The sequence below is a fragment of the Thalassolituus sp. LLYu03 genome, from assembly GCF_050507655.1.
GTDB lineage: Bacteria > Pseudomonadota > Gammaproteobacteria > Pseudomonadales > Oceanobacteraceae > Venatoribacter.
Map to the genome: position 1 here is coordinate 2,653,436 of NZ_CP191496.1, position 21,206 is coordinate 2,674,641.

The 21,206-nt window shown below is 54.2% G+C and carries 19 protein-coding genes; 5 read left to right on the plus strand and 14 right to left on the minus strand.

The window, feature by feature from the left end; translation table 11 throughout:
• Position 1 precedes the first annotated feature (1 nt).
• From ACQUQU_RS12035 to ACQUQU_RS12055, 5 genes are read left to right on the plus strand one after another with little or no spacing between them, the layout of a single operon-like run.
• Entirely contained in the window at positions 2-1,099 is a 1,098-nt protein-coding gene (locus ACQUQU_RS12035) for a PhoH family protein (protein WP_430459934.1), read from the plus strand.
• Complete coding sequence (gene ybeY, locus ACQUQU_RS12040; RefSeq protein WP_430459935.1) at positions 1,096-1,575, plus strand: rRNA maturation RNase YbeY; 480 nt, start codon at positions 1,096-1,098, stop codon at positions 1,573-1,575. Before ACQUQU_RS12035 ends, ybeY begins: the two co-directional genes overlap by 4 nt.
• Positions 1,572-2,405 (plus strand): HlyC/CorC family transporter, encoded by an 834-nt coding sequence (locus tag ACQUQU_RS12045; RefSeq protein WP_430459936.1) that lies wholly within the window; start codon positions 1,572-1,574, stop codon positions 2,403-2,405. The genes ybeY and ACQUQU_RS12045 overlap by 4 nt, the downstream gene beginning before the upstream one ends.
• A gap of 48 nt (positions 2,406-2,453) precedes the next feature.
• Positions 2,454-3,965: an apolipoprotein N-acyltransferase gene (lnt, locus tag ACQUQU_RS12050; RefSeq protein ID WP_430459937.1), complete on the plus strand. Its 1,512-nt coding sequence runs from the start codon at positions 2,454-2,456 to the stop codon at positions 3,963-3,965.
• Entirely contained in the window at positions 3,966-4,334 is a 369-nt protein-coding gene (locus ACQUQU_RS12055; protein WP_430459938.1) for a DUF6164 family protein, read from the plus strand.
• 99 nt (positions 4,335-4,433) lie between these two features.
• Here the strand turns inward: ACQUQU_RS12055 and mutT are convergent, their stop codons facing one another.
• From mutT to mraY, 14 genes are all read right to left on the minus strand, one after another.
• Positions 4,434-4,844, minus strand: coding sequence for an 8-oxo-dGTP diphosphatase MutT (gene mutT / locus ACQUQU_RS12060; RefSeq protein WP_430459939.1), 411 nt, complete (start codon positions 4,842-4,844; stop codon positions 4,434-4,436).
• Entirely contained in the window at positions 4,844-6,061 is a 1,218-nt protein-coding gene (gene argJ, locus ACQUQU_RS12065; RefSeq protein ID WP_430459940.1) for a bifunctional glutamate N-acetyltransferase/amino-acid acetyltransferase ArgJ, read from the minus strand. Before argJ ends, mutT begins: the two co-directional genes overlap by 1 nt.
• Before the next feature lie 13 nt (positions 6,062-6,074).
• Positions 6,075-8,804: a preprotein translocase subunit SecA gene (gene secA / locus ACQUQU_RS12070; protein WP_430459941.1), complete on the minus strand. Its 2,730-nt coding sequence runs from the start codon at positions 8,802-8,804 to the stop codon at positions 6,075-6,077.
• Positions 8,805-8,902: 98 nt separating this feature from the next.
• Positions 8,903-9,829, minus strand: a complete 927-nt coding sequence (locus ACQUQU_RS12075; RefSeq protein WP_430459942.1) for a peptidoglycan DD-metalloendopeptidase family protein — start codon at positions 9,827-9,829, stop codon at positions 8,903-8,905.
• Between the two features lie 129 nt (positions 9,830-9,958).
• The gene (gene lpxC, locus ACQUQU_RS12080) at positions 9,959-10,867 is read right to left on the minus strand and encodes a UDP-3-O-acyl-N-acetylglucosamine deacetylase (protein ID WP_430459943.1); all 909 of its coding nucleotides are present in this window, start codon (positions 10,865-10,867) and stop codon (positions 9,959-9,961) included.
• A 93-nt stretch (positions 10,868-10,960) separates the two neighbouring features.
• Positions 10,961-12,118: a cell division protein FtsZ gene (ftsZ, locus tag ACQUQU_RS12085; protein WP_430463039.1), complete on the minus strand. Its 1,158-nt coding sequence runs from the start codon at positions 12,116-12,118 to the stop codon at positions 10,961-10,963.
• 63 nt (positions 12,119-12,181) lie between these two features.
• Positions 12,182-13,417 (minus strand): cell division protein FtsA, encoded by a 1,236-nt coding sequence (ftsA, locus tag ACQUQU_RS12090; protein WP_430459944.1) that lies wholly within the window; start codon positions 13,415-13,417, stop codon positions 12,182-12,184.
• Entirely contained in the window at positions 13,417-14,187 is a 771-nt protein-coding gene (locus tag ACQUQU_RS12095; RefSeq protein WP_430459945.1) for a cell division protein FtsQ/DivIB, read from the minus strand. Before ACQUQU_RS12095 ends, ftsA begins: the two co-directional genes overlap by 1 nt.
• A complete protein-coding gene (locus ACQUQU_RS12100; protein WP_430459946.1) occupies positions 14,180-15,106 on the minus strand; it encodes a D-alanine--D-alanine ligase in 927 nt (308 codons plus the stop codon). Before ACQUQU_RS12100 ends, ACQUQU_RS12095 begins: the two co-directional genes overlap by 8 nt.
• Positions 15,103-16,548 (minus strand): UDP-N-acetylmuramate--L-alanine ligase, encoded by a 1,446-nt coding sequence (gene murC, locus ACQUQU_RS12105; RefSeq protein WP_430459947.1) that lies wholly within the window; start codon positions 16,546-16,548, stop codon positions 15,103-15,105. Before murC ends, ACQUQU_RS12100 begins: the two co-directional genes overlap by 4 nt.
• 1 nt (position 16,549) lies before the next feature.
• Positions 16,550-17,635, minus strand: coding sequence for an undecaprenyldiphospho-muramoylpentapeptide beta-N-acetylglucosaminyltransferase (gene murG / locus ACQUQU_RS12110; RefSeq protein ID WP_430459948.1), 1,086 nt, complete (start codon positions 17,633-17,635; stop codon positions 16,550-16,552).
• Positions 17,622-18,782, minus strand: coding sequence for a putative lipid II flippase FtsW (gene ftsW, locus ACQUQU_RS12115; RefSeq protein WP_430459949.1), 1,161 nt, complete (start codon positions 18,780-18,782; stop codon positions 17,622-17,624). The genes murG and ftsW overlap by 14 nt, the downstream gene beginning before the upstream one ends.
• On the minus strand, positions 18,779-20,113 hold the full coding sequence (murD, locus tag ACQUQU_RS12120) for a UDP-N-acetylmuramoyl-L-alanine--D-glutamate ligase (RefSeq protein ID WP_430459950.1): 1,335 nt from the start codon (positions 20,111-20,113) through the stop codon (positions 18,779-18,781). The genes ftsW and murD overlap by 4 nt, the downstream gene beginning before the upstream one ends.
• Before the next feature lie 9 nt (positions 20,114-20,122).
• Positions 20,123-21,205, minus strand: a complete 1,083-nt coding sequence (gene mraY, locus ACQUQU_RS12125) for a phospho-N-acetylmuramoyl-pentapeptide-transferase (RefSeq protein ID WP_430459951.1) — start codon at positions 21,203-21,205, stop codon at positions 20,123-20,125.
• Between the last annotated feature and the right edge of the window lies 1 nt (position 21,206).

Here is a 21,206-nt window from a genome sequence, read left to right on the forward strand (position 1 = left end):
TTTGACCGATACAGTTCCGCACGACCAGCAGCCTGAAGAACAACAACACGCCACCCCGGGCCAGCACAGCACCAGTTTTACCCTGGAGCCGGACGACGCTCAGCGTCTGGCCAACCTGTGCGGCCACTTCGACAGCCATATCGAGCAGATTGCCGACCACTACGGCCTGTCGATTTACAACCGTGGCAACAAGTTCACGGTCGAAGGCAGTCTTAAGCTGGGTCAGCGAGCCGTAAAACAGATTCAGCGCCTGTATCGCGAAACCGCCAACGGTACACCGATTACGCCCGACCTCATCCACCTGCTGCTGCAGGAGGAAGGCTCAGAACTGGCCGCCGGCGGCAAAAAGCACGATTACGACGCCCGCGTGATCAAAACCCCGGGCATCACAGTAAAAGCACGCGGTCCGCATCAGCTCGACTACCTCGAACGCGTGCGTGAATTCGATATTAACTTCGGTGTCGGCCCGGCCGGTACCGGCAAGACATTCCTCGCCGTTGCCGCCGCCGTAGAAGCGCTGCAACGCGACGAGATCCGCCGTATTCTGCTGGTGCGTCCGGCGGTAGAAGCCGGTGAAAAACTCGGCTTCCTGCCCGGCGATCTGGCGCAGAAGATCGACCCTTACCTGCGCCCGCTGTACGACGCCCTGTATGAGATGCTGGGTTTTGAACAGGTTGCCCGCCTGATTGAACGCAATGTCATCGAAATTGCACCGCTGGCCTACATGCGCGGCCGTACGCTGAGCCACTCGTTTGTGATTCTCGACGAGTCGCAGAACACCACCAAAGAACAGATGAAAATGTTCCTCACCCGGGTGGGCTTCGGCTCCAAAGCGGTGATTACCGGTGACGTGACTCAGGTCGACCTGCCACGTGGCGTGTATTCCGGTCTCAAGCACGCGCTCGAAGTACTCGATGGCGTGCCGGGCATTGGCGTCACCCGTTTCACCAACGCCGACGTCGTCCGCCACCCGCTGGTGCAGCGCATTGTGGAAGCGTATGACGTCTTTGAAGACAAAGAAAAACAGGACCGTGACGCCCGCAAAGCCGCCTACCGCGCCCAGCAGGACACCGATGCCGCCGATGAGGACGCCGTATGAACCTGATGCTTGATGTGCAGATCGCCGAGGAACTGGAAGGTTTTGATACCTACCTGCCGTCGGAAGAACAGCTGGCCCTGTGGGCCGAACGTGCGCTCGAAGGCCGCACCGAATTTGCCGAACCTGAGCTGACCATCCGCCTGGTGGCCGAAGAGGAAAGCCACGAGCTGAATTTTGAATACCGCGGTAAAGACAAGCCAACCAACGTGCTGTCTTTCCCGTTTGAAGCACCACCGGAAGTGCCGATTGAACTGCTCGGCGACCTGATTATCTGCGCGCAAGTTGTGCAGCAGGAAGCCGTTGAACAGGGCAAAACGGACGAGGCCCACTGGGCGCACATGGTGGTGCATGGCTGCTTGCATTTACTTGGGTACGACCATATAAATGACGACGAAGCAGAAGTAATGGAAAGTCTGGAACGCGACATTCTCGCAAAACTGGGCTTTCCCGATCCTTACCTTGACGAGGCATCATGAGCGACGACCGATCGGGCTCTCATAAGAGCTGGCTGGAAAAGCTGGCAGACCTGTTTTCTGACGACCCACAAAACCGTCAGGACATTAAAATTATTCTCCGTGAAGCTGCCGAACGCAGCATCGTTGACAGCGATACCCTGAACATCCTTGAAGGAGCGTTACAGGTGTCGGAAATGCAGGTGCGGGACATCATGATCCCGCGCTCGCAGATGGTTTCCATCCACGTCAACGCCCCAATTCAGGATTACCTGCCTCAGATTATTGAATCGGCTCACTCCCGTTTCCCGGTGATGGGCGAAGGTCAGGACGAAGTGCTCGGCATTATGCTGGCCAAAGACCTGCTGCCATTAATTCTTAACGATAACCGCGAAGAATTCCGTCTTAAGGAGATTCTGCGTCCGACCACGTTCGTGCCGGAAAGCAAACGCCTGAATGTGCTGCTGCGTGAATTCCGCGCGACCCGCAATCACATGGCGATTGTGGTCGACGAATTCGGTGGCGTCGCCGGTCTGGTGACCATCGAAGACGTGCTGGAACAGATCGTCGGCGAAATTGAAGACGAACACGATTTCGACGAGGAAGACAGCAACATCAAAGAAGTGGAAGACGGCATCATCATGGTGAAAGCCCTGACGCCGGTTGAAGACTTCAATGATCACTTCGGCGCCCGTTTCTCTGACGATGAGTTTGATACCATCGGCGGTATCGTTATTCACCACTTCGGCCGTGTACCGGAATGCAACGAAAGCATCCGCATCGACGGCTGGCAGTTCAAGGTGGTAAACGGCACCAGCCGTCAGATCAACCTGCTGGAAGTAACCCCGGCCTGATACGCCACGGGCGGCCACCGCCGCCCGCCCGCCTGTGAGCCCTGCACTATGAATCCCTGGATTATCCGCCTGATCATGCTCGTTGCCGGGGCTCTGTTCCCACTCGCACTGGCGCCTTTTTTCTGGTGGCCTGTGGCGCTGCTAAGCCTGCTGCCCTTTGTGATTGCGCAAAGCACAGCGCGCAGCGCGCGCCAGGCGTTTTCCCGTGCCTGGTGGTTTGGCCTCGGCCAGTTTGGTGTCGGTGTATCCTGGATTTACGTCAGCATGCACGACCACGGCGGTACGCCGGCTTTTCTCGCCATTCCTATGGTCGCGGTGTTTGCGGGCTTTCTGGCACTGTTCCCGTCGCTCTGGTTCGCCCTGCGTGTGAAGCTCGTCGGCCAGACCCTGGCCGGGCTTACCATTCCGGTGTTCTGGTTTCTGCAGGAATGGTGCAGAAGCTGGTTCATGACCGGCTTTCCCTGGTTATTCGCCGGTGATGCTCACCTCGACACCTGGCTGGCAGGCTGGGCGCCGGTTATCGGCAGCTACGGTATTTCCTTTATTCTGCTGCTGAGCACCAGTGGCCTCTGGTTCGCCGCCCGCCAGCGCAGATTGGTGTGGCTGCTGCCGCTGCTGTTCTGGCCCGCCGGCTTGATTTTGCAGAGTCAGGAATGGACCCACACCACAGGTGAACTTAACGTCGCCGCTGTGCAGGGCAATATTCCGCAGGATAAAAAGTGGTTACGCGAGTGGATCAGTCCAACCATAAACGCCTATTACCAACAGACCAGTGAACACTGGGATGCCGACCTGATCCTGTGGCCGGAAACCGCCATGACGCTGTTGCTGGATCAGTTTCAGCCGTATCAGGATGAGATGGCCAACGAAGCGCGCGACACCCACACCACCATAGTCACCGGTATTCCGTACCGCTACCCACGCGGCACGCCACTGGCCGGCGAATTTCACAACAGTGTTGTGGCGTTCGGCAATGGTGAAGGCATGTACCATAAACAGCGTCTTGTTCCCTTCGGTGAATACGTGCCGTTTGAAAAACAAATCCGTGGCCTGCTGCCCTTCTTTGATCTGGCGATGTCGAGTTTTCTTGAGGGAGCTCCCGATCAGGCGCTGCTGAAAGTGGGCCGCCACACAGAAAGCGGCGATGAGCTGTATCTGATCGCGCCTTTTATTTGCTACGAAATTGCGTATCCGGATCTGGTTAACCGCATGGCCGTCGACGCCGATTTTCTGGTCACCGTCAGCAACGACGCCTGGTTCGGCGACTCGCTGGGTCCGAAACAACATATGGCTCTGGCCCGTATGCGCGCACTGGAAACAGGCCGCTGGCTGCTGCGCTCGACCAATACCGGCATTACGGCACTGGTGGATAATAAAGGCCAGATGAAGGCACGCTTGCCGTACGAAGTGCGCGACACCCTGACCGGTACTGCCGAAATGCGTCAGGGTCAGACACCTTATATGCAGGCCGGTCTCTGGCCTCTGTATGGCATCAGTGCACTGATTTTACTGGCTGCGTTTATCCGTCAGTATCGTCAACGTGAATGGAAGACATGGTAAATGGCGAAATTATTATTCCGCCTGAATCAGGTGAATGACGACGAGGCAGACGATGTCCGCAGCCTGCTGGATGACGCCGGTATCGAATACTACGAAACCGACGCCGGTCGCTGGCGCATTTCTGTTGCCGCGATCTGGCTGCGCCACGACGACGATTTTCCACAGGCCAGAGCCTTACTCGACGAGTATCAGCAACAGCGTTACGAACACGTCCGGCAGGAATATGAAGAGCGTCTGAGCAAAGGCGAAGTTCCAACGCTATGGCAACGCTTTCAGGAGCGGCCCGTCGATTTTTTTGCTGTGGCACTCGCGCTGCTGATGATTCTGGGATTGATGGTGTGGCCGTTTTTTTCGGTTGGCCAACCCTGACCTGACCGCGATTAACGCTGCTGACTAAAGTCACTGCGGGTTAATTCAGCCCATAAAAAAGCCCCGCACGCGGGGCTTTTGCTATTCTATCCAGCGCAATCAGCCGAGCCGTTGCACCACAGCATCCATGATGGCTTTATTGGCTTCGGGAAATTCAAATTCGCTCAGCCGGTTAAAGCCAACCCAACGAACGTCCTGACCTTCTGCACCATGTGCCAGCAAAGCATCGTTCAGGTTCGCTTCGACCCAGTAGACATCCAACAGAACGCTTTTATCCGGATACGAAAACGGAATCTGCATCAGTGGTGACATCTGAGCTTCGGTTACCTTCAGTGCCACTTCCTCATCCAGTTCGCGGACCAGTGCGCTCGTTACGGATTCGCCCTGCTCAACCTTACCGCCCGGAAATTCCCATTTACCGCCCTGATGTTTGTCATCCGGGCGGCGGGCAATCAGAATGTCGTGATCGTTAACGACCACGACGGCAACCGCAACGTGTACTGACTTCATTAAGAACGGTAGTTAGCGTTGATGGTCACGTATTCGTGTGAAAAATCGCAGGTCCACAATTCTTCACGGGCATTACCGCGACCCAGTTCAATGCGAACACGGAATTCACTCAGGGCAAATACAGCCGCACCCGCGGCTTCGGTGTAACTTTCACAACGACCGCCGTTTTCCACGATCTGAACGCCATCCAGATAAATCTGCACTTTATCCAGATCAAAATTCTGCACACCACTGCGACCCACGGCAGCCAGAATTCGGCCCCAGTTTGCATCAGAAGCAAACATCGCGGTTTTAACCAAAGGTGAATGAGCAACGGTATAGGCGACATCCAGTGCCTCTTTCTGGCTGGCTGCACTGCCCACTTCGATGGTAACAAACTTGGTCGCACCTTCACCGTCACGCACAATCGCTTGCGCCAGAATCTGGAACGCTTCTTTCAGTTTGGCAAATACGATCTGAGCTTCCGGACTTGCAACATCATTGATCTGCACACCGGAGCGGCCAGTGGCCATCAGCATGCAGGAATCGTTGGTCGAGGTATCACCGTCAATCGTAATGCGATTGAATGAGCAGTCGGCAAACTCTTTACACCAGGATTGCAGCAGCGCCTGAGAAATGCCGGCGTCGGTGGCGATATAGCCCAGCATGGTCGCCATGTTCGGCATAATCATGCCGGCGCCCTTGGAAATACCGGTAATGGTGACGGTTTTACCGTTCACATCAAACTGCGTGGAGTAACCTTTCGGCAGCGTATCGGTGGTCATAATGCCACGGGCTGCACGGGCCCAGTTATCCGCGCTCAGATTGTCCAGAGCCGCTGGAATTCCGCGCTCAAAGGCCTGCATGTTCAGCGGCTCACCGATAACACCGGTGGAAAATGGCAGAATCTGCGCAGGTTTTACGCCTGTTTTTTCTGCCAGAAGCTCACACGTGGTCACGGCATTGGCATAACCCTGAGGGCCGGTACCTGCGTTGGCATTGCCGGTGTTAATCAGCAAATAACGTGGCGCCGTGTCCTGCAGATGGGTTTTGCAGATCTGCACAGGCGCTGCACAAAACGCGTTGGTGGTGAACACACCTGCAACGCTTGTACCTTCTGCCAGTTCGAAAATTACCATGTCATCACGGTTCGGGTAGCGGACATGCGCCTGCGCAATGCCCACACGAATACCATCAACCGCTTTAAAATTTTCGAAAACAGTAAAGTTAACTGCCATTTCTTTATTAGCCTTACGACAATTTGCCGTGACAATGTTTGTACTTTTTACCTGAGCCACAAGGACAGGCGTCATTGCGGCCGATTTTTGGTTCATCGCGAACAAATGGCGCCGGTTCCGGCAGCGCTTCTTCTTCGCTCTCGCCGCCATTCATGGACTCAGCAGCAGCATGCTGATAAGTCGCCTGACGCGCCTGAGCTTCCGCCTCAGCACGACGCTTCTCTTCCAGCTCGCGAACATCTTCTTCCTGACGCACTTTCACATGTGACAGAACGCGGATGGTTTCTTTCTTGATGTTGTTCAGCAGATCCTGGAACAGACCGAAGGATTCACGCTTGTATTCCTGTTTCGGGTTTTTCTGGCCATAGCCACGCAGATGAATCCCCTGACGCAGGTGATCCATGGTCGCCAGATGCTCTTTCCACAGGTGATCCAGAATCTGCAGCATGACCTGTTTTTCGAACATGCGAATGGCGTGTTCACCCGCCTGCTGCGCTTTTTCTTCATACGCTTTCTGCACCGCGTCCAGAATGCGCTCACGCAGACTTTCTTCGTACAGCTTGTCTTCGCTGTCCAGCCATTGTTTAACCGGCAGCTGAATATCGAACTCCGACTGGAGGTGTTTTTCCAGACCTTCAATATCCCATTGCTCTTCCAGACTTTGCGGCGCGATATAACCGTCGATGGCTTCCTGCACCACATCCTTGCGGATATTGGCGATGATTTCAGAAATATCATCCATCGCCATCAGATCGTTACGCTGGTTGTAAATAACGCGACGCTGATCGTTGGCAACGTCATCGTATTCCAGCAGTTGCTTACGGATATCGAAGTTACGGCCTTCTACTTTACGCTGTGCTTTTTCAACGGCGTTGGTCACCATACGGTGTTCAATGGATTCGCCGTCTTTCATGCCCAGCGCCTGCATCATGCTGCGCATACGCTCAGACATGAAAATGCGCATCAGGTTGTCTTCCAGTGACAGGAAGAAACGAGTTGAACCCGGGTCGCCCTGACGACCGGCACGGCCACGCAGCTGGTTATCAATACGGCGCGATTCGTGACGTTCGGTACCGATAATGTGCAGACCACCTGCTTCGAGTACGGCGTCGTGACGCTTTTTCCACTCGGCCTTGATGCTGTCGATCTGATCCTGAGTCGGTGCTTCCAGAACAGCGACTTCGGCTTCCCATTTACCGCCCAGCATAATGTCAGTACCACGACCGGCCATGTTGGTGGCAATGGTGACCGCGCCCGGACGACCGGCTTCGGCAATAATCTGTGCTTCACGCGCGTTTTCTTTGGCGTTCAGAACATTGTGAGCCACTTTGGCTTTGGTCAGCAGCTGCGACAGATACTCAGAGGCTTCGATCGAGGCTGTACCCACAAGTACCGGACGTTTCTGCGCAACGACTTCGCGGATCTCTTCAATCACAGCGTCGTATTTTTCTTTCTGCGTAGCGTAAATAACGTCGTTAAAATCGATACGGCGGATCGCCTTATTGGTCGGAATGACCACCACATCCAGAGCGTAGATCTGATGAAATTCATACGCTTCGGTATCAGCCGTACCCGTCATACCGCCCAGCTTTTCGTACAGACGGAAATAATTCTGGAAGGTGGTCGACGCCAGCGTCTGACTTTCTGCCTGAATTTTTACGCCTTCTTTCGCTTCCACCGCCTGATGCAGACCATCGCTCCAGCGACGACCCGGCATGGTACGGCCGGTGTGCTCATCGACGATCACGACCTGACCGTTCTGCACGATATAGTCGACGTTTTTCTGGTACACCGCGTGGGCTTTCAGCGCAGACTGCACGTGATGCAGCAACGACAGGTTGGAGGAGGCGTACAAACTCTCGCCTTCTTTCAGCACACCTTCGCGGGTCAGCAGTTCTTCGATGAACTCGTGACCTTCTTCCGTCATTTCGATGGTGCGGTGTTTCTCGTCTACCACATAGTGGCCGGTGACTTCGCTGCCATCTTCAGACTCTTTACCGCGCTCAAGCTGCGGCACCAGTTCGTTGATTTTGCGATACAGCTCAGAACTGTCTTCAGCAGGGCCGGAGATAATGAGCGGGGTACGCGCTTCGTCGATCAGGATCGAGTCCACTTCGTCGACGATGGCGAAATAGAGTTCACGCTGCGCCTTATCGGCCAGCGAAAATGCCATGTTGTCACGCAGGTAATCAAAACCGAATTCGTTGTTGGTACCGTAAACGATGTCCGCTTTGTACTGCTCGCGCTTGTCCTGCGGGTTCTGGCCAGGAACAACCACGCCCACAGACAGACCTAAGAATTCATACAGAGGGCGCATCCACTCAGCATCGCGACGGGCCAGATAATCGTTCACCGTCACCACATGCACGCCTTTGCCGGTCAGTGCATTCAGATAAGAAGGCAGTGTACCCACCAGAGTCTTACCTTCACCGGTGCGCATTTCAGCAATGCGACCTTCATGCAGAGTGATACCACCGATCAGCTGCACATCAAAATGGCGCATGCCCATCACCCGGGTACTGGCCTCGCGACACACAGCAAAAGCTTCCGCCAGCAGACTGTCCAGAGTAGCGCCACCTTCAAGGCGTTGACGGAACTCGGCCGTTTTGCCTTTCAGCTCGTCATCGGAGAGCTTCTTAATGGAATCTTCGAGGGCGTTGATCTGGGTTACCAGCTTGCCCATGCGCTTCAGTTCACGGCTGTTTTTACTGCCAAAAATCTTACGAAAAAGGTTACCGATCATGGTTCTATCGTTATCCGAAAACAAAATACGGGCGCTGGGCCAAAGTGCTGTAGGCTACTTATAACCCAGAATGATGACAAGCGTGTTGAATAGAAAGATTACTGAGGGGTACGGTGGATGTACGCGGCGGGATCGACGGTACGACCGTTTTTGTAAACTTCGAAGTGGACGTGCGGACCGGTAGAACGGCCGCTGCTACCCATCTCTGCAATGATATCGCCTTTGCGGACGACGTCGCCCAAGGCAACGTTGATATCCTGACAGTGGGCATAACGGGTTTTGTAGCCATTGCCATGGTTGATCTCAACCATTTTGCCGTAGCCATAACGAGGGCCGGACCAGGTGACAACACCGGAGGCTACTGCAACAATGTCCGAACCCAGCTTACCAGCGAAATCGACACCAGCGTGCCAGGCCAGACGGCCAGTGAAAGGGTCAGTACGTTTGCCGTAGCGTGAGGACATCCAGCCTTTGTTGATCGGACGGCCGGCAACGAAAGTATCAGCACTGAGCTTATTCGCCGACATCAGATCATCGAGCACTTCCAGCTGCTGTTCGCGACTGTCGATGCGCTCGGCCAGTTCGTCCAGAACCTCATTGATTTCGGGAACCTGATAGGCCTCACCGAGTGTGCCAGGACCACCCACAGCAGGCTCAAGACTGAAATCGAATTCATCAGAATTCAGGGCTGAAACATCAACCAGACGCTCGCCCAGAGCATCCAGACGCAGCAACTTCGCCTGCAGCTCAGCCAGACGCAGTGTCAGCGCCTCGAGTTCCTGATCCGTTTGCTTACGAATCTGTTGGAGCTCCTGCTTCTGCTGACTCAGGTCGCGTTCCCAGGCTTTGGCAGCGTTAAGATCCAGAATACCTTCATCAGCCAGACGCTCAGCCAGCCAATAGCCAGCCGCCCCCATAGCAAAGGGCAGTGCAAAGAGAAGACCAATCATAACCGTACGCGCCGAGGCACTCAGCGTGTAGGTACGGGACTCTCCATGACGTCGACCAACGATAATGATATTCATAGTCAGCTGTTTACTTCCTGGTCGGCTGCCAGCCGCCGATTGATTTCTCCAAGGCCTAACAAAACAAAGGCCATAACTCAATTATGGCCTCTGTGTGAAGATACTCAAACGGAATCCTGTTTCAGAACGTTAACCCGCCGCAGCCGGACGCATGTAGGAAATCGGAGCATTTTCTTCAGGAAATTCAACGAATTCCCATGCATCTTCCTGCTGCAGCAATTCACGCAGCAGCTTGTTGTTCAGACCATGGCCTGACTTATAACCAACATACTCACCAATCAGGCTATGGCCCAACAAGTAGAGATCGCCTACGGCGTCGAGAATCTTGTGCTTAACGAATTCGTCTTCGTAGCGCAGGCCGTCTTCGTTCAGGACGCGGTAGTCGTCAACGACGATCGCATTCTTCACACTGCCACCCAGAGCCAGATTCTTGGAACGCATGTACTCGAGATCTTTGGTAAAACCAAAGGTACGGGCACGGCTGACTTCTTTTACATAAGAAGTTGAGGAAAAGTCGAGGCTGGCCTTCTGCACACTCTGCTTCAATACAGGGTGGTCAAAATCAATCTCAAAAGAGACTTTGAAGCCATCGTAAGGCAGGAAGGAGGCAATCTTGTCGCCATCGCGGACTTCAACCTTACGTTTGATACGGATAAAACGTTTAGGAGCGGCTTGCTCCGCAATACCGGCGGACTGCACCAGAAACACGAACGGGCCAGAACTGCCGTCCATGATAGGAACTTCCTGCGCGCTGAGTTCAACCACAGCGTTATCAATACCCAGACCTGCCATTGCTGACAGCAGGTGCTCAACGGTATCTACCTTGGCGTGTTCTTTCACCAACGTGGTAGACAGAGTTGTTTCACCGACATTCAGGGCATTCGCCGGAATATCGACAACAGGGTCGAGGTCTGTACGACGGAAAACGATACCGGTGTTCGCAGGAGCCGGCTTCAGCGTCAGGTACACTTTCTCCCCGGAGTGGAGGCCTACACCGGTCGCCCGGATCGTATTTTTAAGCGTACGTTGTGGAATCATCGGAACAATCCTGCCAATACTGAGCAAATTTCATACAAAATTAACCAAGCCGGCATTATAGCAATAAAAAAAGAATGCGCCAGAGCGCATTCTTTAGTCTGCCTGCCGGCGAAGGAACGCCGGGATGTCTAAGTAATCCATATCAGGACGAGCTGCGACATCCAGCTGCTTCGCGGCGCTACCTGCCTGACGGGTCACTGTCGGACGATCCAGCTGGTTATAGTCCGGAGTGCCATCAGACTTGCGCACGGTGTTATCGACAACCTTGGTCGGTTTTGGTTCCTCGGCAACTTCACGACGACCCAGACCGGTGGCTACCACAGTAACGCGCAGCTCATCCGACAGCTCAGGATCAATTACGGTACCAACTACCACTGTCGCGTTTTCAGAGGCGAACTCCTCGATAACCGCACCGACTTCACTGAACTCGCCCAGTGACAAGTCGAAGCCTGCGGTGACGTTCACGAGAATGCCACGAGCGCCCTGCAGATCCACGTCTTCCAACAGAGGACTGCCAATTGCACGTTCAGCCGCTTCGCGCGCACGGTTCTCGCCAGTCGCAACGCCGGTTCCCATCATCGCCTGTCCCATTTCGGACATAACGGTGCGAACGTCAGCAAAGTCGACGTTGATCATACCCGGACGGGTAATCAGATCCGCGATCCCCTGCACAGCACCCTGAAGAACATTGTTGGCAGCTTTAAAAGCATCCAGCAATGAGGTGTTTTTACCCAGAACGGTCAGAAGCTTCTCGTTCGGGATGGTAATCAGAGAGTCTACATGCTCGGCCAGCTGCTTAAGCCCCTGGTCGGCAATGGTCATGCGCTTTTTGCCTTCAAAGGGGAAAGGCTTGGTCACAACCGCAACAGTGAGGATACCCATTTCCTTGGCAACCTCTGCAACCACCGGCGCGCCACCAGTACCTGTACCACCACCCATACCGGCGGTGATAAATACCATGTCGGCACCTTTTAAGGTTTCGGCGATACGCTCACGGTCTTCGATCGCAGCCTGACGACCAACTTCCGGATTGGCGCCTGCGCCCAAACCTTTGGTCAGGCCAGTACCCAACTGAATAATGGAGCGGGACGTCACATTGCGGAGTGCCTGTGAGTCTGTGTTCGCACAGATGAAATCAACACCTTCAATGTTGTTTTCAACCATGTGCTGAACGGCGTTACCACCACCGCCACCTACGCCCACAACCTTAATAATTGCGGACTGTTGTAAGTCGTCTGCGAGTTCGAACATATCCCCTTCTCTCTGATGAGACATAACCTTATCTCCTTAGCTGCGCGCTGCGGTTATTTAATCTTAAAAATTCCCTTTAATCCAATCTTTTATACGTGAGAAAACACCTTCCTCACCTTCTTCAACCGGACTATTTTTCAACTTATTCTTTTGCTGCTTTGCCGCATACAACAAAAGGCCGACAGCGGTGGAATAAATCGGGTTATTAATGACGTCAGTCAGGCCAGAAACCCCATAAGGCTTCGCCAGACGAACCGGCATATGGAATATCTCTTCGGCCAGTTCAACCACGCCTTCCATTTTCGCGGTACCGCCGGTCAGAACGATGCCCGCGGCAACCATATCTTCGAAACCACTGCGACGAAGTTCAGCCTGAATCAGGGTAAAAAGCTCGTCGTAGCGCGGTTCAACAACTTCAGCCAGCGCCTGGCGAGACAGATCCCGTGGCGGACGATCACCCACGCTCGGCACTTTGATGGTTTCGTCTGCACGTGCCAGTTGCGTCAACGCGCAGGCGTATTTGATTTTAATTTTTTCAGCATGCTGGGTCGGGGTACGCAACGCCATGGCAATATCATTGGTAACCTGATCACCGGCAATCGGTATAACGGCCGTATAGCGAATAGCACCTTCGGTGAAAATCGCAATATCCGTCGTGCCACCACCGATATCCACCAGGCAAACGCCCAGTTCGCGCTCATCATCCGTTAATACGGCATAACTGGACGCCAGTTGTTCCAGAATGATGTCATCGGTCTGCAATCCGCAGCGCTGCACACAACGCTCGATATTCTGCGCCGCATTCACCGCACCGGTAACCAGATGCACTTTGGCTTCCAGGCGCACGCCCGACATACCAATCGGTTCTTTAATGCCTTCCTGATTATCAACCACGTACTCCTGCGGCAGCACATGCAGAATGCGCTGATCCTGCGGAATGGCCACGGCCTGAGCGGCATCAATCACGCGCTCAATATCGGTTGCTGTCACTTCACGATCGCGAACCGCCACGATGCCGTGGGAGTTCATCGAATGAATATGGCTGCCGGCAATGCCCGCGAATACGGAATGAATGGTACATCCGGCCATTAACTCGGCTTCTTCCACCGCACGCTTAATGGACTGCACCGTGGACTCAATGTTGACCACGACGCCTTTTTTAAGACCGCGGCTTGGGTGTGACCCGAGGCCCACAATCTCAATATTGCCGTCGACATCCACTTCACCGACGATGGCAACAATTTTGGAAGTACCAATATCCAGGCCAACCAACATGTTTTTCTGTTGTACCTGACTCATCATCCCATCTCCTGTTCAGAGCGCCAGCGTATCGCCGCACCCTTTCCGTAACGTAAATCCAGACTCTCAACGCGCTCTTGCGGCAACCGGCTCAACAGCATGCCCAAACGGCGAACGCGCTCTTCAAAATACTGTCGTCCCAGACTGACCGACCAGCCATTCGACAACCGGATATCAACAGCGCCGACGGCATTCACTTTCAGTTCGTTAATCTGCAACGCCCGCTCATCCAGACTTTGCTGCACCCGGCGGAAATAACGCATAGCGATATCCACCTGATTATCATCACCCACCATTCGCGCCAACCCGGAAGTATCGATCGCTGCCGGCATTGCGCTGATACGCCCGCTGACACTCAGCAACTGTTTGTCATTCCAGACCGCCAGCGGCAGATCCTCTGTAATCACTACCTGCAAAGTGCCCGGCCATTGCTTTTTAACCACCACACGCTGTACCAGCGGGAAGGTCAGTACCTCGTCATACACTTTGCGGGTATTGAGTGAGAAAAAACTTTCTCCCCGAACCCACTGAAGCTTTGCCGCAACATCGTCGGCCGATACCGCCGCCATACGGCCGCTGACATCAATCTGCGTGATCGGCCAGCTTTTATAGCTCCACTGCATGGCATAAATCAGACCAGCCAGCACAACAGGAACTGCAATCCACTGCCAGGCAACTGCAGGTACAGCGGGTATTTTAAACGTCCATTGTTTCCGCTCACGGACAACCCGTGGCGTCGCCCCGCGTGGTGCGTCCTGCTTTTTAGCCACCAATACGTCCTTTTGCTTCCGCCAGCAGCTTCATTACCAGCTGCGGAAATTCGATGCCTGCTGCGCGTGCCGCCATCGGAACCAGACTATGGTCCGTCATACCGGGGGCGGTATTGGCTTCCAGCAACCAGAAATTACCGGCCGCATCCTGCATCACATCCATACGCGCCCAACCGCGACAGCCGAGCACGTCAAAGGCACGCAACGCCAGTTGTTTCAGTTCGTTTTCTTTGTCTTCAGCCAGACCGCACGGCAGCAGATACTGCGTGTCGTTCGCCTGGTATTTAGCGTCGTAATCATAAAAAGCATGGGTGGTTTTCAGCTGAATCGGTGGCAGCGCCTGACCATCGACAACCGCGACGGTAAATTCCGCCCCCTGGATCCAGCTTTCCGCCAGAACCAATGCATCGTAGCCCGATGCAAATTCGTAACTGCTGCGCAGTTCATCCGCGGTGTGCACTTTGCGCATACCAATGCTGGAACCTTCGCGTGCCGGCTTAACAATGGCGTCGAAATTCAGTTCAGCGATTACGGCTTGCCAATCTGTATCCTGATCCAGCAAAAATGCCTTTGGCGTCGACAAGCCGGCGGCCTGCCATACCAGCTTGGTACGCCATTTATCCATGGCCAGCGCCGATGCCATCACACCACTGCCGGTGTAAGGTTTGTTCAGCCATTCAAGAACACCCTGAATGGTACCGTCTTCACCACCGCGACCATGCAAGGCTACAAAGGCAATATCAAATGGCTCATTCGTCAGCTGTTCGATGGCATGCGCGCGGACGTCAATCGCCACCGCATCGGCACCCACCGACTGCAGTGCAGCCAATACCGCAGCGCCACTGCGCAGCGATACCTCACGCTCTGCCGACGTGCCGCCCATTAATACCGCAACTCGGCCCAGTTCTGCCGGATTCATACCTTGACCTCTTTAATCCACAGGGGTAACTGACGGGTTAATTCAATGGCCAGGTTGCCGATATCCCCGGCTCCCTGTGTGAGCAGCAGATCGCCCGGACGCAGAACATTTTTCAGCGGCTGTTCGAGCGATTCATCGCGCTCAATAAAAATCGGATCCACCGCACCGCGGTTACGGATACTGCCCGACAGCGAACGACCATCAGCACCCGCTATCGCTTTTTCTCCGGCCGGATACACATCCATCAGCAGCAGAACATCGGCGCCGGACAACACCCGCACAAAATCTTCATACAGATCGCGGGTACGGGAATAGCGGTGCGGCTGAAAAACCATCACCAGACGACGCTCAGGAAAGCCTTTGCGGATAGCATCCAGCGTTACTTCCAGCTCACGCGGATGGTGACCGTAATCGTCAACCAGCATGACGTCGCCATCTCCCAGTTCGAACTGACCACACACAGTAAAGCGGCGGCCAACACCGGCGAATTTTTCCAGTGCGCTGACAATGGCTTCGTCTTTAACGCCTTCGTCATCCGCAACCGCAATGGTCGCCATGGCATTCAGCACATTGTGGCGACCCGGCATTTTCAGGCTGATATTCAGTGGCGCACGACCTGCAGGACGATGGACAGTGAAGTAGGTGTATAACCCTTCCTGACGCAGATCGGTTGCACGGTAATCGGCATCGTCAGAGAAACCGTATGTCACCGTCTGACGACTGATGCGCGGTAATAATTCACGCACCACAGGATCATCAATGCACACCACTGCCAGTCCGTAGAACGGCAGATTGTGAAGAAAATCCACAAAGGTGGTTTTCAGCTTTTCAAAATCACCACCGTAGGTGCTCATGTGGTCGGCATCGATATTGGTCACGATGGAAACCATCGGCTGAAGATGCAGGAACGATGCATCGCTTTCATCAGCCTCTGCCACCAGATAACGACTGGCGCCCAAACGGGCATTGGTACCGGCACTGTTTAATTTGCCACCAATCACAAATGTCGGATCAAGACCGGCTTCGGCCAGTACCGACGTCACCATACTGGTGGTGGTGGTTTTACCGTGCGTACCGGCAATCGCAATGCCGTGACGGAAGCGCATTAATTCAGCCAGCATTTCCGCACGGCGAACAACAGGAATACGTTTTTCCAGTGCACCGGCCACTTCAGGGTTTGCCTGATCAATGGCCGTTGACACTACCAATACATCGGCTTCGCGGATATTGTCGGCACTATGGCCTATGTACACAGTCGCACCCAGTGATTGCAGACGCTCAGTGACCGCCGATTCTTTAAGATCGGAGCCCGAAATCTTATAGCCCTGATTCAGCAGCACTTCGGCAATGCCGCACATACCAGCGCCACCGATACCAACAAAATGAATGCAACGGATACGACGCATTTCCGGAATCAGATGACGCATTGGCGAAGTATTCATATCACCCACGGGCAAACCTCTTTACCTGCGCAGCCACTTCGGTGGCCGCTCCGGTCATGGCCAGCTGACGTGCAGCACAGGCCATAATCCGTAATTGATCTTTGTGCTGAGCGAAGTAGCGCAATTTGTCGGCCAGCCACTCAGCGTTGAATTCGTTTTGCGGACATAAAACGCCCGCCTGATTGTCCGTCAGATAACGGGCATTGGCCGTCTGGTGATCATCTACAGCGGACGGCAGCGGAATAAACACAGCGGCACACCCAGCGGCTGCCACTTCAGAGACCGTCAGGGCCCCGGCCCGGCACACCAGCAAATCGGTGTCGGCATACGCCGCGGCCATGTCATTAATAAATGCAGCGACGTTCACTTTGATACCGGCATCAGAGTAGCGCTGCTGTAACTCGTCAAAATTGCGCTTACCCGCCTGATGCACCAGCGATGGACGCTCGCTTTCCGCAAGCGATGCCATCGCCGAGAAAACAACATTATTAATGGCAACAGCCCCCTGACTGCCGCCAATTACCATCACTTTGAGTTGCTCACCCGATTCTTCACGGGCACGGTAACGCTGCTCAGGATTTTCCAGTGCAACGACTTCCTGACGAACCGGGTTGCCTGTGGTCAGGGCTTCTGGCATAGCCTGAGGAAATGCCTGCATCACACACTGACTGAATCGGCTGAGTAAACGATTTGTCATTCCGGCACGGGCATTCTGTTCATGGATCAACAACGGAATTCCGCATGACCGCGCCGCGACACCGCCAGGACCTGTGACATACCCACCAAAACCAACCACGGCCACTGGGTTCAGAGAACGCATAACGTTGCGCGCCTGCAACACGGCGCGCAGAACGCGAACCGGTGCAGTCAGCAGCCCCAGTTTTCCTTTACCGCGCAGCCCCTGGATATTGATGGTGTGCAGAGGAATGCCGGCTGCCGGAACCAGATCGTTTTCGATACCGGAAGGCGTACCCAGCCAGTGAATCTGATAACCGTCTTTTGCAAGTTCACGCGCGACAGCAAGTGCCGGAAAAACATGACCGCCGGTACCACCGGCCATCATCAGAATATTGTTAGTTGTTGTCATGATCACCTCCGCCCTGATATTCAGCGGTTTCATGAGCAACACGCATCACCACACCCACCATAACGCAACAAATCAGCAAACTACTGCCACCATAACTGAAGAATGGCAGTGTCAGACCTTTGGTTGGCAAGAGTCCGGTATTTACACCCAGGTTAATCACCACCTGTAAACCAAGCAGCGACGCAATACCGGCGGCAATATAAGCACCGTACATCAGACCTTTTTGCTGGGCCTGCCACGACACCTGCCAGATACGGCCAATGGCAACCATTAATGCTGCCAGTGCAATTAAACCGCCAGCCAGTCCGGTTTCTTCTGCCCAGATGGCAAACACGAAATCGGTATGCGCTTCGGGCAAATAAAAGAGTTTCTGTACGCTCTCACCCAGCCCCACACCAAACCACTCACCGCGACCAAAGGCGATTAACGACTGAGTCAGCTGATAACCAGTGCCATACACATGCTCGGGCGCCCACGGATCGAGATACGCCATCAGACGTTCTACCCGATAACTTTCTGACGTCAGCACAATAATGCTCAGAATCAGCGTAGCGACCAGCAACAGGAAAAACTGACCGGCTTTTACACCACCCAGAAACAACTGAATTAATACAGCGCCCATCAGCACGACCACGGCACCAAAGTCAGGTTCAAGCAGCAACAGGAAAACAATAAAGGCCAGAATACCCAGCGGCTTAATAAAGCCAGACCACTGCTTCTGTACTTCTTCCTGACGGCGCACCAGATAGCCTGCGACATAAAATACCGCCGCCAGTTTCGCCAGTTCCGAGGCCTGCACTTTGATAATGCCGAAATTCAGCCAACGCTGACTGCCGTTTACTTCGTGTCCGATGCCGGGCGCAAATACCAGTAATAAGCCAAGAATCGACAGAATCAGGAAAACAACGTCGGCCTTTCCCCAGGCTGTCAGCGGAATCTGACTGACCGCGTACATCACCAGAATGCCCATCACCAGATAGGCTGCATGACGAATCGCAAAATACGACGGATTACCCGTGTAGTATTCCGCAATGCCGGTAGACGCTGACGCCACCATAATCCAGCCAAGACACATCAGAGCCAGCCAGGGGAAAAACAGTGGCTGGCGGTTTTGCCAGTCGATGCGCTGAAGGAATTCCGCGTTCATAAGCGGGCCTCCACCAGGGCACGGAAATACTCTCCGCGATGATTGTAGTTACGGAACTGATCAAAACTCGCACAAGCCGGTGACAGCAGAATCACATCACCGTCATCCGCTAGCGAGCAGGCACGCTCAAAGGCCTCGTCCAGTGTCGCTTGCATCGACACCTGACAATCACCCGACACCGCATTGGCAATAATGCCGCCGTCAGCACCATAGGTCAGAACTTCTGCAACGAATTCACCACAAGGACCAGCCAGTGGGCTGAAATCCTGTCCTTTACCTTCACCACCGGCGAGCAGCCAGATGCGTCCCGAAATTTCCGGGCCAAGGCCATTGATGGCCGCCAGGGTGGAACCGACATTGGTGCCTTTCGAATCGTTGTAAAATGCGACGCCGTCTTTTTCACCCAGCCACTGACATCTGTGATCCAGACCTGCAAAGGCCTTCAGCGCCGGCAGCACAGTATTCAGATCAACATTCATTGTCTGAACCAACGCCAGCGCCGCCATCACGTTCGCCAGATTGTGCTGACCTTTAATACGCAGCTCTGATGCCGATACGATCAGCTCATCACCAAAGGCGATCCAGCTTTCACCCTTCACACGCACCAGACCGAACTCACGTACAACCGGTGCCTGCAGACCAAACGTAATATTGACCTGCCCTGCCGGCGGGAAAGTCGTTGCGTCATCACGGTTGGCAATAATCTGCCGGCAACCGTTGAATATTTTTTGTTTGGCGGCGAGATAGTCGTCCATACCTGAGTAGCGATCCATATGATCTTCACTCAGGTTCAGGATCACGCCAGCCCATGCATTCAGATGATCGGTGGTTTCCAGCTGAAAACTCGACAGCTCCAGCACATAGACATCAGCAGCGCCAAGATCCAGCGCCGGCACACCGATATTGCCACCCACACCCACGTTCAATCCCGCCGCGGCCAGTAACTCACCCACAAGCGTTGTTACCGTGCTTTTTCCGTTTGAGCCGGTAATGGCAATAATGGGTTTATCACAGTGCTCAGCGAATAACTGAATATCGCCGGTCACGGCAACACTGGCCGCAATCGCCTGCTGAATAGCGGGTTCAGCCAGTGCCACACCCGGGCTGACTACGAGCTGGTCGTACTGACTCAGAACATCGCCATTAAGCTTACCGGTCATGATCGCGGCATCCGGAAATTCTGCGCGTACCGCATCAATATTCGGTAATTGCTCACGGGTGTCACACAGGTCAAACGCAAAGCCCTGACGTTTAAGCCAGCGCGCAGCCGACAGCCCGGTTAACCCGAGACCGACAACAAGACGTTTGTTAATGACATTTGACCGTGACATGACCTTTCCTCAGCGGATCTTCAGGGTCGCCAGACCGACCAGAACCAGAATGATGGTGATGATCCAGAAACGCACGATCACGCGCGGCTCCGGCCAGCCTTTTAATTCAAAATGGTGATGCAGCGGCGCCATACGGAAAATACGTTTTCCGGTCATTTTGAAAGACGCCACCTGCAGAATCACAGAGACGGTTTCCGCGACGAAGATACCGCCCATAATGAACAGCACAATTTCCTGACGGACAATGACGGCCACAACGCCCAGCGCGGCACCCAACGCCAGCGAGCCTACATCACCCATAAATACCTGAGCCGGGTAGGTGTTGAACCACAGGAAACCGATACCCGCCCCCACCATGGCCGCACAGAACACCACCAGCTCACCGGAACCTGCGACATAAGGAATATGCAGGTAATTAGCGAAATTCACGTTACCCGCCAGATACGCACACACACCCAGTGCCGCGCTGACCATCACAGTCGGCATAATCGCCAGACCATCCAGACCGTCCGTCAGATTCACCGCGTTACTGGAACCCACGATCACAAAATACGTCAGCAGAATGAACAGCAGCCCCAGTTGCGGCATAACGTCTTTGATAAACGGCACAACCAGCTGCGTTTCCTGCGGGCTTTGTGCGGTATAAAACAGGTATGCGCCGACAATCAGGGCGAACACAGATTGCCAGAAATATTTCCAGCGCCCCGGTAAACCACGGGAATTCTTTTCAACCACTTTGCGGTAATCGTCGACCCAGCCGATAGCACCGAAAAACAGAGTGACCAGCAGCACAACCCAGACAAAGCGATTTTCCAGATTGCCCCACAGCAAGGTGCTGATGGCAATCGACAGCAGAATCAATACACCACCCATGGTCGGTGTACCTGCTTTACTCAGGTGAGATTTCGGGCCCACTTCGCGGATGGCCTGTCCGATCTGATATTCGCGTAATTTGCGGATAACCACAGGACCCAGAATCAGTGACACCGTTAAGGCGGTGATCACGGATAAAATCGCGCGCAGCGTCAGATAATTAACAACGCCGAAGCCCGAGTGGTACTGTGCTAACCAGTCGCCCAGCCATAGCAGCATG

What these genes read in the sequence shown, in the direction of transcription:
- ybeY (WP_430459935.1), top strand. Translation starts at nt 1,096, where the DNA reads ATGAACCTGATGCTTGATGTGCAGATCGCCGAGGAACTGGAAGGTTTT.
- ACQUQU_RS12045 (WP_430459936.1), top strand. Translation starts at nt 1,572, where the DNA reads ATGAGCGACGACCGATCGGGCTCTCATAAGAGCTGGCTGGAAAAGCTG.
- lnt (WP_430459937.1), top strand. Translation starts at nt 2,454, where the DNA reads ATGAATCCCTGGATTATCCGCCTGATCATGCTCGTTGCCGGGGCTCTG.
- ACQUQU_RS12055 (WP_430459938.1), top strand. Translation starts at nt 3,966, where the DNA reads ATGGCGAAATTATTATTCCGCCTGAATCAGGTGAATGACGACGAGGCA.
- mutT (WP_430459939.1), bottom strand. Translation starts at nt 4,844, where the DNA reads ATGAAGTCAGTACACGTTGCGGTTGCCGTCGTGGTCGTTAACGATCAC.
- argJ (WP_430459940.1), bottom strand. Translation starts at nt 6,061, where the DNA reads ATGGCAGTTAACTTTACTGTTTTCGAAAATTTTAAAGCGGTTGATGGT.
- secA (WP_430459941.1), bottom strand. Translation starts at nt 8,804, where the DNA reads ATGATCGGTAACCTTTTTCGTAAGATTTTTGGCAGTAAAAACAGCCGT.
- ACQUQU_RS12075 (WP_430459942.1), bottom strand. Translation starts at nt 9,829, where the DNA reads ATGAATATCATTATCGTTGGTCGACGTCATGGAGAGTCCCGTACCTAC.
- lpxC (WP_430459943.1), bottom strand. Translation starts at nt 10,867, where the DNA reads ATGATTCCACAACGTACGCTTAAAAATACGATCCGGGCGACCGGTGTA.
- ftsZ (WP_430463039.1), bottom strand. Translation starts at nt 12,118, where the DNA reads ATGTTCGAACTCGCAGACGACTTACAACAGTCCGCAATTATTAAGGTT.
- ftsA (WP_430459944.1), bottom strand. Translation starts at nt 13,417, where the DNA reads ATGAGTCAGGTACAACAGAAAAACATGTTGGTTGGCCTGGATATTGGT.
- ACQUQU_RS12100 (WP_430459946.1), bottom strand. Translation starts at nt 15,106, where the DNA reads ATGAATCCGGCAGAACTGGGCCGAGTTGCGGTATTAATGGGCGGCACG.
- murC (WP_430459947.1), bottom strand. Translation starts at nt 16,548, where the DNA reads ATGAATACTTCGCCAATGCGTCATCTGATTCCGGAAATGCGTCGTATC.
- murG (WP_430459948.1), bottom strand. Translation starts at nt 17,635, where the DNA reads ATGACAACAACTAACAATATTCTGATGATGGCCGGTGGTACCGGCGGT.
- ftsW (WP_430459949.1), bottom strand. Translation starts at nt 18,782, where the DNA reads ATGAACGCGGAATTCCTTCAGCGCATCGACTGGCAAAACCGCCAGCCA.
- murD (WP_430459950.1), bottom strand. Translation starts at nt 20,113, where the DNA reads ATGTCACGGTCAAATGTCATTAACAAACGTCTTGTTGTCGGTCTCGGG.
- mraY (WP_430459951.1), bottom strand. Translation starts at nt 21,205, where the DNA reads ATGCTGCTATGGCTGGGCGACTGGTTAGCACAGTACCACTCGGGCTTC.